9 protein-coding genes and 1 CRISPR repeat array are annotated in these 16,777 nt (G+C 36.9%); of the genes, 8 read left to right on the top strand and 1 reads right to left on the bottom strand.

Annotated elements, in window-relative coordinates; genetic code table 11:
* Nucleotides 1-112: 112 nt before the first annotated feature.
* Nucleotides 113-1,525: an EmmdR/YeeO family multidrug/toxin efflux MATE transporter gene (locus AC5LXV_RS09185; RefSeq protein WP_493466226.1), complete on the bottom strand. Its 1,413-nt coding sequence runs from the start codon at nt 1,523-1,525 to the stop codon at nt 113-115.
* Nucleotides 1,526-1,750: 225 nt separating this feature from the next.
* Between AC5LXV_RS09185 and AC5LXV_RS09190 the strand changes: the two genes are divergently transcribed.
* From AC5LXV_RS09190 to AC5LXV_RS09225, 8 genes are all read left to right on the top strand, one after another.
* A complete protein-coding gene (locus AC5LXV_RS09190) occupies nt 1,751-2,179 on the top strand; it encodes a hypothetical protein (RefSeq protein WP_493466227.1) in 429 nt (142 codons plus the stop codon).
* Nucleotides 2,180-3,080: 901 nt separating this feature from the next.
* Entirely contained in the window at nt 3,081-4,442 is a 1,362-nt protein-coding gene (locus tag AC5LXV_RS09195; protein WP_493466228.1) for a hypothetical protein, read from the top strand.
* Between the two features lie 831 nt (nt 4,443-5,273).
* A complete protein-coding gene (locus AC5LXV_RS09200) occupies nt 5,274-6,632 on the top strand; it encodes a hypothetical protein (protein WP_493466229.1) in 1,359 nt (452 codons plus the stop codon).
* An 869-nt stretch (nt 6,633-7,501) separates the two neighbouring features.
* A complete protein-coding gene (locus tag AC5LXV_RS09205) occupies nt 7,502-8,860 on the top strand; it encodes a hypothetical protein (protein ID WP_493466230.1) in 1,359 nt (452 codons plus the stop codon).
* A gap of 880 nt (nt 8,861-9,740) precedes the next feature.
* Nucleotides 9,741-10,008: direct repeats of the CRISPR family, unit length 28 nt; unit sequence GTTCACTACCGTGTAGGTAGTTTAGAAA.
* A 226-nt stretch (nt 10,009-10,234) separates the two neighbouring features.
* On the top strand, nt 10,235-10,510 hold the full coding sequence (locus AC5LXV_RS09210; RefSeq protein ID WP_198191967.1) for a hypothetical protein: 276 nt from the start codon (nt 10,235-10,237) through the stop codon (nt 10,508-10,510).
* A gap of 71 nt (nt 10,511-10,581) precedes the next feature.
* Complete coding sequence (locus tag AC5LXV_RS09215; RefSeq protein WP_065578649.1) at nt 10,582-11,127, top strand: hypothetical protein; 546 nt, start codon at nt 10,582-10,584, stop codon at nt 11,125-11,127.
* 469 nt (nt 11,128-11,596) lie between these two features.
* Nucleotides 11,597-12,313 carry an epoxyqueuosine reductase QueH gene (locus AC5LXV_RS09220; RefSeq protein ID WP_065613062.1) on the top strand — a complete coding sequence of 239 codons (717 nt, stop codon included), beginning with the start codon at nt 11,597-11,599 and terminating at the stop codon, nt 12,311-12,313.
* Between the two features lie 186 nt (nt 12,314-12,499).
* Nucleotides 12,500-16,774: an acyl-CoA dehydratase activase-related protein gene (locus AC5LXV_RS09225; protein WP_493466231.1), complete on the top strand. Its 4,275-nt coding sequence runs from the start codon at nt 12,500-12,502 to the stop codon at nt 16,772-16,774.
* The last annotated feature ends 3 nt before the right edge of the window (nt 16,775-16,777 follow it).

Genomic DNA, 16,777 nt, shown 5'->3' on the forward strand with positions numbered 1-16,777 from the left:
TAAATATTTTAGCACCATAACATTAGCAATGATATGGTGTAATAAGGATTTACTGATGAAATAATTGCAGGTTTATTGACCTCTTGATTAAGAGTCAAGTGTTCAATTTAACTCAAATCCGCTTTTGATGACGCCAAAGCCACTTACCGCTAATAAGTCGATGATAAAAGAAGAAGCTTCGAATGATCCAATCTAAGAACATACCAAACCAAACCCCAATCACCCCAAAGTCAAAATAGACGCCAAAAATATAGCCAACTACAATCCGACACATCCACATACTACCGATGGCGACCCACATGGTATAACTGGCATCTTTAGCACCTTTAAAGCCATATGGCAAAACAAAAGAGGAAGCCCAGAAAGGGGTAAACAACGCATTAAACCATAACAAATGTTTGGAAATCTCGATAACCTCCTGATCATCGGTATACAGTGAACTTAAGAGCCCGGCAAATGGAATCGATAAAAACGCTAAAAAGCAGAGTAACAAACTGGTTAAATGAAAGATAAACTTCAGTTGCCTTGTAGGTTGATAGATTTGCCCCATACCAATACGTTTACCAACAATAATAGTAGAGGTGGCACCGAGTGTACCGCCTGGCAAATTAAGTAATCCAGCAATAGAGAATGCGATAAAATTAGCTGCAATCGTTGACGTTCCCATACCGGCAACAAAAGTTTGCGTTAACAATTTTCCAATGTTAAACATTACCGATTCAACACTAGCCGGAATTCCGATTCCTAAAATATCGATTAAAATCTTGCCATTAAACGCATGGAAGTAACTGCGGAAAGGAATAAATAACGCTCGACTTGGTTTGATGGTTAACACCAATAAAATAAAAAACATCCCACAATAGCGAGACATCGTTAAGCCAATACCCGCTCCAATAAATCCAAGACCATGCCAACCAAAAGCGCCATAAATTAGAACATAGCTAATCGACAGATTCAAAATGTTCATAATGATGTTTAAATACATTGGTAACTTAGTATTACCAGCGCCGCGCAAGGCACCACAGCCAACTAAGATAAAGGCAAGAGCAGGGTAACCTAAAACGGTTAATCTTAGAAAGGTGAGCGTTAATTCCTTAACTTCAGGATCGGCCTTACCGGCAATAATTTCGACAATCCAATATCCGGAAAACTCAACAAACAAAAACAGTAAAATCGAAATTATAACTAATAACGTAATCGACTGCCTTGCTGCCACCACGGCTTTTTTACGATTGTGTCGCCCCAAACTGAACGCCACTACCACCGACGTTCCCAGCGCAACAGCCATAAAAAATGACATTACAATCATATTAAAGCTTTCCGCCAAACCGACGGCCGCCATCTCGGCCTTACCAATCCAACTCACTAAAAACGTACTGAAAATACCCATCAAAATGACGGATAAATTCTCAATTAAAATTGGCATTGCTAAAGGGTAAATTTCGCGCCAAAACAGCACATTATTAGAACGTCGCTTTTTATAAAGTTGAAGATTCTTCAATCGACTAACAAGTTGAAAATCCAATTTCAGGCCTAAAAATTTATTTAGAAAATTTAGTATATTATAACGCCTTTATTTGCTAAAAATGAAATTAAGTTTTATAAAAAACTCAAAATTAATAATTATCATCATCAATAGAGGATATCTCTATTTCAAGGCTTATAAATTATAAATAAATTGAGGAATGGAGTTTTATTGTCAAAATTAAAAAAATAAAATACCATTACTAAAAATTTTTGGAGGAGAGGTATGAAGAAATTATTGATTGGAGGCTTTTTAACCTTAGTTTTAATTGGATGTTCTACTAGACCACCAGCTGAACATGAAATAAATCAAGTACCAGATGCAAGAATATTTAATCATCAAGCTAAACTAGATAATAATGCGACATTAGTGTTTATTAGAGATAAAGGATTGACTGGAAGTGGATGTTACATTAATTTATTTTTAAATGGGCAAGAAGTCGCTAAGTTTGAAACTAAAGAAAGAGCAACTTTTTATCTGCCAGCTGGTGAAGTTATTATTGGTGCATCTATACAAGGTCACGGATTGTGTAGTTTTAATGCTCCCCGTCGTGAACGTGATTTTAATTTAAATAACAATGAGAAAAAAATCTTTAGATTATTTATAGACCAAAATGGAAACACTGACATAATTCCAACAACTTTATATCAATGATTCAAAAGTTTAAAAAGAACTTGTATTGCAGGTTCTTTTATTTTTTAAATTATTATAAGTAAATCAAAATTTAAATAATCAAATCAGATAAAAGTATATTACTTTAATACAAATCAGTATGATGAGTCTTGTTTAGTGACATTAGCATGGCAAACAGGGATGTTTGGCAAGGCTATGTTTTGTCAGGAACAAATCACCGCCTGTGCGTTAAAAGCGAACGAAGGTGGAAGGCAGTCATATCATGACCACTTGAGTGGTCGCCGCGGGAGATGGTAAAGAGGGTTCGCGCCAACCCTCTTAACTCGGACGTAATCGCCGTATAGAAACAACCGCAAAACAGCAAACGTCCGAAACTCATCGAACCAAAAAAATTTGAGGAACGGGGTTTTTAAAGCCAAAATACCTTCTAAAAACGATTATAAAATTGTCAAAATCAAAAGCCTAATCTGCAAATTATTAATATTAAAAATGGTGATTTTTTAAGAGGGGATAAAGGGGATATTATTTCTAATAAACAACAAATAACCGATGCTGTTTTCGGGCTATCAGTATTCTTCTTTACAAAAGTTAACAATTAAACCGTAAAAAAAAAGTTGCATAGTTTTTTCCAATCACTATACTTTTATAGCATATTTATACGAATGGATAAATTTCATACTTATTGGTGTGAAATTGTAAATTAATCATTAAATTAATTGACAGGAATGTCGAATATGTATTATAATTTTCAACACTCAACACTCAACACCCAACCTGCTCAACCTATAATTTTGCCTTTCTAAAGTTAAGCTCACATCGTTTATTATTTAACCGCAGTTTATTTTTCCAACAAATTCGGCAAAATTTTTTAAAATTTCTTGGGTTAGCCTTTTTATCTCGGCAGATAGTTTTCGCATTAACCGTGGTTGTTTTACAGTCTATCTCTTTTCCTAATTATGCATTAACCGCTCAAACGACTAATGTTATTCAAGGTTCAGCGCCTTATTTAACCTTCGATGGTGGTCGTACCCGAGTAACAAATACCGAAGCGCTACTTGGGATATCCCTTTCTGATGGTACAACATTTACTCCCACAACCAATAATTCAAGAGACAATCCTATCATTTTATCTGTTGCTGGTCAGAGTTTTGCAGATATTGGTATGTTTATACCAACGGATACTGATTCTATTGATTTAAGTTCACTTATTGGTCCGCCCAATAATTATTGGGAGGATGATGATGGCGATGGTCAGGGGATTGATAGTATCACCGCTACCGGTAGTTTAAATTTATCTATTGTTGATAAATGGAATCGACGAGTTGCGCGTAATGAGGTACTTACGATTTGTAAAGCACCATATAAATTAACCTTATCTAATAGTGAAGGTAGATTAACAACACGTTATGGGGTACCTAATGAAAGTCGTTTTAGTGCAAGTAATGCCACTTATTATATTAATCCTAAGGAAACGCCAGCGATTTGTTATGCAAGATCTAGCTTATTTTATTGGGGGGTTATTTCTACTGCCGTTTGGGACGAATATAAGGGTTTTCTAACCCAGTCAGTTACGCCGTCGTCTTATGGTTTAAACTTCCCAACTACTGGTGCTAATAAGTTGTATTTTGATTTAGATATTAGTGGTAGTACTCAGGCCTTATCTTGGGCGCCGGTTTCTCATGGTGGTATTACTGCTACTATGACAGATTCAACAAATAGCAGCGTTCGAGTCACCCTAACGGGTCCTGTTGCTACACCATCGCAACAGCAATCAGATAATCCAGGTGAAATCGACAGACCATCTTTACCTCAGGTATTTGAGTTAGTCGGTCGTGATAGCAGTGGTAATGCGGTCGTCAAATATGGATTTGAGTTAAAGCAGTGGTTTGTTGTTCGTGGTAGGGATGATTACTATTTTGGTATGTCACCTTGGTGTAATAGGATTGGATACCGTCTCGTAAAGGTCATGGATTTAACTAATGCGACTTGTTATGAAAGGAGTAAAGACGCGGTTTGTCAAAATTATAGAAATGAAATAGTAGGGGCAACACCTTCGTCTCGTGGTAATTATGCCTCGCGTCACATTGGTGCAGGATTTTTCACGGAATGGGGGCGTATGCGCGATTACACTGGTGCCAACATCGACAACGGCAACGGCTATTGGACGAGTGAGCAGCTGAGTGATAACCAATATGTCCTTAAAGTTAGAGCGGACACGGGTGTTGTGATTCAAGGTAAACCGATAAGAGGCAGCAATGGTCAAGGAATGTGTACCTATCCTTAGCCATTATTTCTTAGTTCTTAGTTCTTAGGTATTGAAGCTGAGGATAAGAAAAATAACGTTAGGACATTAAAGAATCATTGCCTTGCTAAGGCAATGGCGCTGACGAAGAGGGCGATAAACAACGATTTTGTGGTGCGACATTAGCAATGTACTGACAACTGAGTGAGGTTAGCATGGCAAACAGGGATGTTTGGTAAGGCTGTGTTTTGTTAGGAACAAATCACCGCCGATGCGTTAAGAGCGAACGAAGGTGGAAGTCAGTCACATCGTGACCACTTGAGTGGTCGCCGCGGGAGATGGTAAAGAGGGTTCTTGCCAATCCTCTTTACTCGGACGTAATCGCCGAATAGAAATAACCGCAAAACAGCAAACGTCCGAAACTCAAAGAACAAAAAAATTTTGAGGAACGGGGTTTTTAAAGCCCAAAAATCCCCCTTAAGTTTCTTCGAAATAGGTTTTAAGGGAGTAATTAAGACGTAATATTACATTAACCTTTACAAAAGTTAACAATTAAACAGTCAAAATAAGTTGCATGGTTTTTTCCAATCACTATACTTTTATAGCATATTTATACGGATGGATAAATTTCATGCCATTAAGCTTTAAATTTCAAATAAATCATTTAATTAGATTGACAAGGATATCTGATATGGATTATAATTTTCAACACGCAACACGCAACACGCAACCTGCCCAACCTATAATTTCACCTTTCTAAAGTTTAGCTCACACCGTTTATTACTTCACTGCAGTTTATTATTTCCGCAATTTCAGCAAAATTTTTCAAAATTTCTTAGTTTAGCCTTTTTATCTCGGCAGATGGTTTTCATATTGACTGTGGTTGTTTTACAGTCTATCTCTTTTTCTAATTATGCATTAACCACTAAAACGACCAATATTATTTATGGCTCAGCACCTTATTTTACCTTTGATGGTGGCCGTACCCGGATAACAAATACCGCAGCGCTACTCGGAATATCCCTTTCTGATGGTAGAACATTTACTCCCACAACCAATAATTCAAGAGACAATCCTATCGTTTTACCTGTTGCTGGTCAGAGTTTTAATGATATTGGTATGTTAGTACCAAGGGATACTAATTCTATTGCATTAAGTTCACTTATTGGCACTCCTTATAATTATTGGAGGGATGATGATGGTGATGGTCAGGGAGTTAATGGTGTCACCGCTACCGGTAGTTTAAATTTATCTATTGTTGATAGATGGGGTCGAGCTGTTGCCCGTAATGATGTGCTGACTACTTGTATAGCGCCATATAAATTAACCTTATCAAATACTCAAGGTACATTAAAAACACGTTATGGGGTACCTAATCAAATTCGTTTTACGGCAGGTAAGACCACTTATTATATTAATCCTAAAGTATCGCCACTGATTTGTGGTGCAAGCCCTTTACTAATGGGGCGAGGTTTTGATCATACCATTTATGACTCTTCTAGGGGGTTTATACCACAGTTAGTTTATGATTCAAACTTTCCGACTACTGGTGCTGATAAGTTGTATTTTGATTTAATTATTGACGGCACTAATCAGGCCTTATCTTGGGCTCCGGTTTCTCATGGTGGTATTACTGCTACTATGACCAATTCAACAAGGAACAGTGTTCGAGTCACCCTAACGGGTCCTGTTGCTACACCATCGCAACAACAAACAGATAATCCAGGTGAAATCGACAGACCATCTTTACCTCAGCTATTTGAGTTAGTTGGTCGTGATAGCAGTGGTAATGCGGTGATTAAGTATGGTTTTAAGTTAAAGCAGTGGTTTATCAACCGAGGTATTGGTTATCCGCGCGACTATTCTAGTCTATCATCTTGGTGTAATAATATTGGATACCGTCTCCCAACGGTCAGTGATTTAACTAATTCGTCTTGTCGGAACGACAATTCAGATTTTTGTCGAAATTATGCAAATGAATTTGTAGGGGCAACGCCTTCGGCACCTGATCGTTATGGCGGGCGTTACATAGATGCAGGATTGTTCTCTGAATGGGGGGATGTGAACTCTTACCTTATTAATTCCCCTCCTTATATCGACCCCAACATCCTAGGCTATTGGACGCAAGATAGGGTGGGTAGTAGTCAAGCGTCTTTTGTGGTTGACGGTGGTGGTAAATTGGATCTCAGTAATTGGGAATATTCCGGCTACGGAATCTGTACCTATCCTTAGCTATTATTTCTTAGTTCTTAGGTATTGAAGCTGAGGATAAGAAAAATAACGTTAGGGCGATAAAAGCGATTTTGTGGTGTTACGTCAGCAATGTACTGACAACTGAGTGAGGTTAGCATGGCAAACAGGGATGTTTGGTAAGGCTGTAGTTTGTTAAGGAACAAATCAAACCGATGCGTTAAGAGCGAACGAAGACGGAAGGTAGTTACATCGTGGCCACTTGTATAGTCGCTGCGGGTGTTGGTAAAGCGGGTTCGTGCAACCCACTCTTTACTCGGTCGTAAACGTTATATAGAAATAGTCACAAAATCGCTAAAAATAACAAACATCCGATACTAAATAAGCCCAAATGTGCGGAGCGGGTTTTTGAACTTAAAATGCTCAATGATTAAAATGTTCTTAATTGATAAAAATACCAAGAAATAGTAAAAACAATTCAAAATAGGGCTAAAAATTGAGGGAGCAAATTTTTAATTTGTTGGTGTTTTTATCGTTAACAAGTTGGTTTTGAATTATAATTTTTCATTGAACTTTACAAAAGTTAACAATTAAACAGTCAAAATAAGTTGCATGGTTTTTTCCAATCACTATACTTTTATAGCATATTTATACGAATGGATAAATTTCATGCCATTAAGCTTGAAATTTCAAATAAATCATTTAATTAGATTGACAAGGATATCTGGTATGGATTATAATTTTCAACACGCAACACGCAACACGCAACCTGCCCAACCTATAATTTCACCTTTCTAAAGTTTAGCTCACACCGTTTATTACTTCACTGCAGTTTATTATTTCCGCAATTTCAGCAAAATTTTTCAAAATTTCTTAGTTTAGCCTTTTTATCTCAGCAGATGGTTTTCATATTGACTGTGGTTGTTTTACAGTCTATCTCTTTTTCTAATTATGCATTAACCACTAAAACGACCAATATTATTTATGGCTCAGCACCTTATTTTACCTTTGATGGTGGCCGTACCCGGGTAACCAATACCGAAGCGCTACTCGGAATATCCCTTTCTGATGGTAAAAGATTTACTCCGACAACCAATAATTCAAGTGACAATCCTATCGTTTTACCTGTTGCTGGTCAGAGTTTTAATGATATTGGTATGTTAGTACCAACGGATACTAATTCTATTGCATTAAGTTCACTTATTGGCACTCCTTATAATTATTGGAGGGATGATGATGGTGATGGTCAGGGGGTTAATGGTGTCACCGCTACCGGTAGTTTAAGGTTATCTATTGTCGATAAAAATAATCAAGCTGTTACCCGTAGTGAAGTACTGACTATTTGTAAAGCGCCATATAAATTAACCTTATCAAATACTGAAGGTAGATTAACAACACGTTATGGAGTACCTAATGAAAGTCGTTTTACGGCAGGTAATGCCACTTATTATATTAATCCTAAGGCATCGCCAGTGATTTGTTATGCAACACCTTACAACGATGGTAGTGTTGGTCTTTCTGATGCCGTTTGGGTCAAGGATCATGGTTTTCTACCACAGTCAGCTACGCCATCGTCTTATGGTTCAAACTTCCCGACTACTGGTGCTGATAATTTGTATTTTGATTTAGAAATTGGTGGTAATATTCAGGCCTTATCTTGGGCGCCGGTTTCTCATGAAAAGATTACTGCTACTATGACCAATTCAACAAGTACCAGTGTTCGAGTCACCCTGACTGGTCCTGCTGCTACACCATCGCAATGGAGTTCAGATAATCCAGGTAAAATCGACAGACCATCTTTACCTCAGGTATTTGAGTTAGTCGGTCGTGATAGTCATGGTAATGCCATCGTCAAATATGGGTTTGTGTTAAAGCAATGGTTTATTCATAGTGGTACTTATAGCAATACCCGTTCTATTATATCATCTAAGTGTAATAGTTTTGGATACCGTGTTACAAAGGTCAGGGATTTTACTAATGCGTCTTGTCAGGGAAGAAATTCAGAGTTTTGTAAAGGTTATGATGAAATAGTAGGGACAAACCCTAATAATACGTATGTTCGTAGCATTGGTGAAGGATTTATTCCGGAATGGGGGATTCAGCTGAACCGGTATATTGGCTTCGACATCTATCACACAGTCTATTGGACGAGTGAGCAGACGAGTGATAACCTATATAACTATTTAGTTATGTGGGTAAACACTCCAATTTATGTACGTTCCGCGAGGGACACCTCCCACAAAGCCCTCGGAATCTGTGTCTATCCTTAGCTATTATTTTTTAGTTCTTAGGTATTGAAGTTGAGGATAAGAAAAATAACGTTAGGGCGATAAACAACGATTTTGTGGTGCGACATTAGCAATGTGCTGACAACTGATTGATGTTAGCATGGCAAACAGGGATGTTTGGTAAGGCTGTGTTTTGTCAGGAACAAATCACCGCCGGTGCGTTAAAAGCGAACGAAGGCGGCAGGCAGTCACATCGTGACCACTTGCGTGGTCGCCGCGGGAGATGGTAAAGAGGGTTGGCGCCAACCCTCTTAACTCGGACGTAATCACCGTATAGAAACAACCACAAAACAACAAACGTCCGAAACTCAAACAACCAAAAAAAGTTGAGGAACGGGGTTTTTAAAGCCAAAATCCCGCCCAAGTTTCCCCGAAATCGGTTTTAAAACTAAAATTAGCTTGCTATAAACATAAGAGTTTATTTTGGCAAATAAGTTTGGTGTATTTAATTTAGCGACTTTCGCAATGTGCTGACAACTGAGTGAGGTTAGCATGGCAAACAGGGATGTTTGGCAAGGAGCGTTAAAAGCGAACGAAGGCGGAAGGCAGTCACATCGTGACCACTTGCGTGGTCGCCGCGGGAGATTGTAAAGAGGGTTCGCGCCAACCCTCTTAACTCGGACGTAATCACCGTATAGAAACAACCGCAAAACAACAAACGTCCGAAACTCAAACAACCAAAAAAATTTGCGGAACGGGGTTTTTGAACCTTAAATTCCTACTTATTGCTAACCCTTTTTTTTGACTTAAAATAAAATAGTTAAAAATCAATATGTTGTAAAATGGCTCAAAAAAAGGGTTTTTAATAGTAAAATTACGCTTTTTCTTTTTGCCAACTGCATTTATAGTATATTGGATTCTAGTTCACTACCGTGTAGGTAGTTTAGAAATCAACACGTCCCATTGGGACAGGTAAGGATCGGTTCACTACCGTGTAGGTAGTTTAGAAAATTGGAATGATGTATCTATATGAAAAATAAATGTTCACTACCGTGTAGGTAGTTTAGAAACATTGATGATTTATTGTAGTTAACGTATTTGGGTTCACTACCGTGTAGGTAGTTTAGAAAATCGCGTTATTAGCTTTGGCTACCATCAGCTTGTTCACTACCGTGTAGGTAGTTTAGAAATCGAGTTACAATTCCTCAAATTGCAGAACACGGTTCACTGCCGTGTAGCCGGTTTTTTTATGCCTGTCATTCGACCACTCAGCAGATGAAGTAACCAAACTTTTACAAAGAGCTAAAATTATCATTGATGTACAAAAAAGCAACGATAAGCTACGTAAAAATTGTAGGTAAGGATTATTTTAAAGATGATTATGAGAATGGAAATTTGTCTCAATATTGAGTGACCTTGTTTGTTGATTATGAAGCTAAAAATGATTTTGGTGTTGATTTAAAAAACACTTCAATATGTTATTTTTATTCTATTTTAATAAGAAATGATTATTTTATGTTCCCAGATTTTGATAAAATGGCGATCTCAAATAAAATATATAGTTATATTGATTTAATGACATCAATAGAACATTTTCATTCTTCTTTATTTGATATTGGAAAAATAAGTATTGTCGATAAAATATCGTACCAGATTGATAAAAATAATTTCCTCTATTATGAGAATGATTGAATTAATAACTTTTATTGCACTTGGCTAACAAATTTTATACTATCTATCAAAATTATTTATAGGAGAATGGGGTGAAAAAATTATTATTATTAACGTGTTTAGGTTTTGTTTTCTCTGGTTGTAGTGTTCATCATCAATTTAATGATAGGTTGTCTTATCAATCATTAAAGCAAATAAAATCAGAGATACATATTACTAAAAAACAAAGCTTAGATATTACATGGATCCCTAGTGATTTTACGTCACGAATTGATATACAAGGGGCCTCAGGATTTGTTGGTGGTGGGACTCGTACTAGAATTCCGATTGGAATAGGTCTTTCATCAAGAATTGAAGAAGCAATTAGCACGTACGCAGATTTAAATTCTGGCGGTAGAAAGTTAACATTAATAGTTAATAATGCTAAAACAAAATTCACTTATGGAGTAACGAATATTGATAGTGCGAGCGTAATTTTAAATGTAACATTTGAATTATCAGGCAATAGATGGACTAAAGAATTTTCTACTAAACAGAATGATAGCGGAGTAAAAGATGCAAAAGTTACTTCGGTTATTGAGTATGCGTGGGATCAGATAGCTTTAGACGTGGCTAGAGAAATAGCTACACACTTATAATCAAACCCTCTAAAAGGGTTTTATAACATGTTCCCTATATGCATAGTGATAAACCGGATCCGATATTATTGAGAAATAAATCCAATCCGAGTTCCCTATACATAAAGGGATAAAAATAAAAAAATATTACAAACTGCCTAAGTGTTAGTTTAGAAAGTTAGCGGTGATAATGATATCGTCTGTGACTAGTTCACCGCCGCATAGTTAGTCAAAAAATTCTGTTGAAACACTTTATTAAAAATGTCTAACTCATGATTTAGGCATTTGTCACTTTTTGACTGCTGCAAAATGGTGAAATTGGCATTTAAAAATTTGAGGAAAAGGGTTTTTAATCACCGCAAATTTAGCGAAAAAATTAAATGTTAATCCCGAAAAACAAAATTGTAACTTAAACTTGAACGCTTTAGCAGATCGCTATATTATACGCGCCTTAAAATTCATCAATCAGCCTGATACTGAAAGAATCCCAATGTTAATTAATGCCAAAGATATTCTCGAAAAATTAAATCCACATAATAAAGTAAATTATGATTCAGTTTTGCAAGAGGTGATTGCTGATTGGCAGTTAGCATCAGCGCGACCAAAATTGTTGATTCATAGTTGCTGTGCACCATGTAGTACTTATGTACTGGAGTATTTGGCGCAGTATGCCGATATTACGATTTATTTTGCTAATTCCAATATTCACCCCCGCGTGGAATATGAATATCGTAGTAAGGTTCAGCAGAAGTTTATTGCCGACTTTAATCAAAAGACCAATAACCATGTACAGTTTTTAGAAGCCCCGTATCAACCAGCAGAATTTATTAAAAAGGTCGAGCATCTACGTGATGCACCAGAAGGTGGTGAACGTTGTCATCTTTGTTATAAGATGCGCTTAGATTTGGCAGCGATTAAAGCTCAAGAGTTAGGTTTTGATTATTTCGCTAGTGCTTTAACGCTAAGTCCGAAAAAGAATAGTCAAAAAATTAACCAACTTGGTTTTGAAATTCAAGAGCTTTTTTCGGTAAATTATCTGCCTTCTGATTTCAAAAAGAATAATGGTTATAAGCGTTCTATCGAACTTTGTAAGGAGTACGATGTTTATCGTCAATGTTATTGCGGTTGTATTTTTGCTGCAAAAGCACAAGGGATCGATTTAAAGAATGTTATTGCTACGGCTAAGCAAGGTTTGGCGCAGGATTAGCGCCAATAAGATTTATTTTCTTTAGTTTCTGCTAGTTAAAAAATATCCAAAAATATCATTTTCCAAACAAATTGATTAAAAATTTGAAAGATTTCGCTATAATAAATTCATAAAAAATGATAATTATTTCTAGATTTTTGTGATCCTTTTATAGGTTAAGTCTAATTTGCAAAATGTGAGTTTGTTATGCCAAAAATGTATAGACTTGGATTGGATGTTGGTTCTACGACAGCTAAGTGTGTCGTGCTTGATGAACAGGATAATTTTATTTATACCAATTATGTTCGTCATAACACCCATATTGTACCTACCGTTTTATCCCTTTTAGATGAAATTAAACAGCAGACTGGTGATGATGTTACGTTATCAGTGAAGGTAACAGGTTCTGCTGGAATGGGAATTTCTGAGAAGGCTGATATCGCTTTTATTCAGGAAGTAGTTGCAGCATCGGAAGTAGTACAACGTAAATATCCTGAAGTACGCACATTAATCGATATCGGCGGAGAAGATAGTAAAATGATCTTCTTTTTTCCTGATCGCCCACCAGATATTCGTATGAATGGTAGTTGTGCCGGTGGTACAGGTGCCTTTATAGATCAGATGGCAACCTTGCTTAATACTCCAGTACAGGAGTTTGATCTGCTGGCAACTAAACATGATAAAGTCTATCCGATCGCTTCACGCTGTGGAGTGTTTGCCAAAACCGATGTGCAAAATTTAATTAGTCGTAATGTCTCCAAAGAAAATATTGCTTATTCTGTATTACATGCGGTTTGTATTCAATTGGTTAATACCTTAGCCCGTGGTTATGATATTGTTCCCAAAGTAATGTTGATTGGCGGACCGTTTTCGTTTATTCCAACGTTAGGCAGAGCGGCTTTAGAAACACTAAAGTTAAATGAAGATCAGATAGTTACCACCGAGCATCCTACTTTGTTGTCAGCTTGGGGGGCGGCAATTCATGCTATTGAGCGTAGTGAGCTCAAGCTAAATGATTTTATCGATAGGTTAAATGCGTCAACTAAAATTCAAGTTAATCAATCTTTTCGCTTAAAACCATTATTTAATCAGTCGTTATCTTTTGCTGATTGGCAACAAAAACGCAAATATATTGAAATTCCTCGCTTAGCTTTAAGTGCTTATCAAAAGCAAAATGCTTATTTAGGTATCGACAGTGGTTCAACTACCACTAAGATTACTTTGATTAATGAAGATGATGAACTACTTTTTACTTATTATGCACCAAATAACGGTCACTCAATTACCGCACTTATTAAAGGTTTAACCGTACTTAAGGATGAGATTGCAGCATCTGGTAAGGACATTGTGATTGCTCGCAGTGGTGTTACCGGTTATGGTGAGGAGTTGTTGAAAGCTGCTTTTGCCATCGATGATGGTTTAGTTGAGACGATGGCTCACTTTGCCGCGGCTAAACATATCGATCCTAAAGTGAGTTTTATCATGGATATTGGCGGCCAAGATATGAAGGCTATTTTTATCGCTAATGGCGTGGTAAATCACATTGAGTTAAATGAAGCTTGTTCATCGGGTTGTGGTTCGTTTATTGAGACTTTCGCTAAATCCCTTAATTCCAATACCATCGATTTTGCTGATGCAGCGTGTAAATCTAATAACCCTTGTGATTTGGGCACACGCTGTACAGTGTTTATGAACTCTAAAGTGAAACAGGCTCTGCGTGAAAATGCCACTATGGGTGATATTTCAGCTGGGCTAGCTTTTTCGGTGATTAAGAATGCTATTCATAAAGTACTGAAATTACATGATATGCGTAAATTGGGCGATCATATTGTGGTGCAAGGCGGAACTTTTAAAAATCCGGCGGTATTTCGAGCTTTAGAGCAGTTGACTGGTGCACAGATTGCCAGTTCTAATATTCCTGAGTTGATGGGGGCTTATGGTGCGGCGTTAGTGGCGAAAAATCACTATCAGCAAGATCAAACTCCATCACAATTTATTGGTTTAGATAATCTACAAAAAGCCGAAGATAATAAGGCCAAGCCTTCACGCTGTAAGGGATGTGAGAATAAATGCGACATTATGATTTATCGCTTTGCTAATGGGCAGCGCTATTATTCGGGTAATAAGTGCGAGCGCTTTTTAAGTAATAATCAATATCAAGATAAAAATGCATTTAATATGTTTGATTATAAAAATGCGTTGTTATTTGAGCGAACCAATATTCATAATGCTCAAGCTAAGCTTAATGTTGGCATTCCTCGGGTGTTAGGTCAATATGAAAATTTTCCGTTCTGGCATACCTTGTTAACCAATAGTGGAATTAATGTGACACTTTCGCCATATTCTACCCACGATATCTACGAGAAAGGGGCAGGTACGGTGATGTCGGATAGTATCTGTTTTCCTGCCAAACTGGTACATGGGCATATTATGGAACTGATCGAACAGAAGGTTGATCGTATTTTTATGCCGATGGTGGTGTTTGAGGCTGACCATTTTGATAATGCCGTTAATAGTTATAACTGCCCGATTGTCAGTAGTTATGCTGAGGTGGTAAATAGTGCCATCAATCCGCAAACCAAATACAATGTACCCTTGGATTATCCGGTAATTAATTTTAGCGACCAGAAATTATTAAAAAAGGGCTGTATCAATTATTTAACATCGCTGGGAATTACAAAAAAGGTAGCCAATCAGGCTTTTGCTGATGCATTAGTTGCTCAAGCCGAATATAAACAGTCACTGTATAACAAGGCAGTTGAAGTGTTGAATAATGCTAAAGAGACGGGACGATATGTGTTTATTTTAGCTGGTCGCCCTTACCATAGCGATAGTTTAATTAATCATAAAACCCCAGAGATTTTAAATGCCTTGGGGTGTGATGTGATAACCGAGGATTCAGTATTAGGGGCGATTAATCAATTATCCCCTGAGTTGCAAATCTGTTCGCAATGGAGTTATCCAAACCGTTTATATGCCGCAGCGAGTTTTGTTGCTGAACAACCGAAAAATATTCAGTTTGTACAACTTAATTCATTTGGTTGCGGTCCTGATGCGATTGTCACCGATGAGTGTAAGGCGATTTTAGAGTCAAAAGGTAAGACCTGTACAATAATTCGGGTCGATGAGATCACCGCAACTGGTTCGGTGCGTTTGCGTTTACGTTCGATTATTGAGTCAATCCGTATGAATCACCAACAACCATTAAAAGTGGTTGAGCGTAAAAAGACGGCTATTTTTGCTAAACAAGATAAACAACGACGGACTATTTTAGCGCCTTATATCTCCGATTTTTATTCACCATTATTACCGCCAATTTTTGCTTTGTCAGGTTATAAGCTTGAGACTTTGCCAAAACCAGATAAAAGTTCGGTTGAATGGGGATTAAAGTATTGTAACAATGAGATTTGTTATCCAGCAACGATTATTGTGGGTGACATTATTAAGGCGCTAAATTCTGGTAAATATCAGCGTGATGAAGTGGCAATCGGTATTACCCAAACGGGTGGTCAGTGTCGAGCGAGTAGTTATCTTTCCTTGATTAAAAAAGCAATGATTAGTAATGGGTTTGAAGATATCCCGATAGTCTCTCTTAGTCTTGGTAATATTAACGAAATTGAACAACCTGGTTTTAAAATTAATTGGTTAAAAACATTGCCAACAACTTTTTTTGCTATGTTGTTTACTGATTCTATCTCGAAAATGTTCTATTCGATTGCGCCTAGAGCAAAATTTAAGCAACAAGCAAACCAATTGAAAGAGCTTTATATCAGAAAGTTACAACAACTCATCAATCAACATAAAGGCAAAAAAGCGATTTTTGCACTGTTAAAAGAAGCGGTCGATCATTTTAATCAAATCGAGACGTTAAATAAGGATTGCCCGCAAATTGGGATCGTTGGCGAAATTTATGTTAAATATAATAGTTTTGGTAATCAACATAGTGTGGAGTGGTTAATCGATCAGGGAATTGAACCAGTCATCCCGCCCATGATTGAATTTTTTGCCCAAACTTTTGTTAACTATGATTCCAATGTAAATAATAATATTGTTAATAAAAGTTATGTGGCTTATCTGCTTTATTTTTTTGAAACAGTAGCCCAAAGGTATATTAATAAAACAAATGAAATATTGTCTGGCTTTAAATATTATCAACCATTTCACAATATTCGTGATATGGCGAAAAAAGCAGAGGAAATTTTGAATTTGGCCAATCAATATGGTGAAGGTTGGTTAATACCTGCGGGTATTATGACCTTTGCTGAGCATGGCATTAATAATGTTATTAGTTTGCAGCCATTTGGTTGTATTGCTAATCATGTTGTGTCTAAAGGGGTAGAGAAGCGTATGCGCGATCTTAATCCAAAACTGAATCTGCTCTATTTGGATTTTGATGATGGTGCTGGTGAGGTTAATGTTCTCAACCGTTTGCATTTTATGGTAAGTTCATTAAAGTATGCCCAGTTACAACGTATTGTTTAATTG

The organism is Gilliamella sp. LMG 34359, from assembly GCF_984569085.1.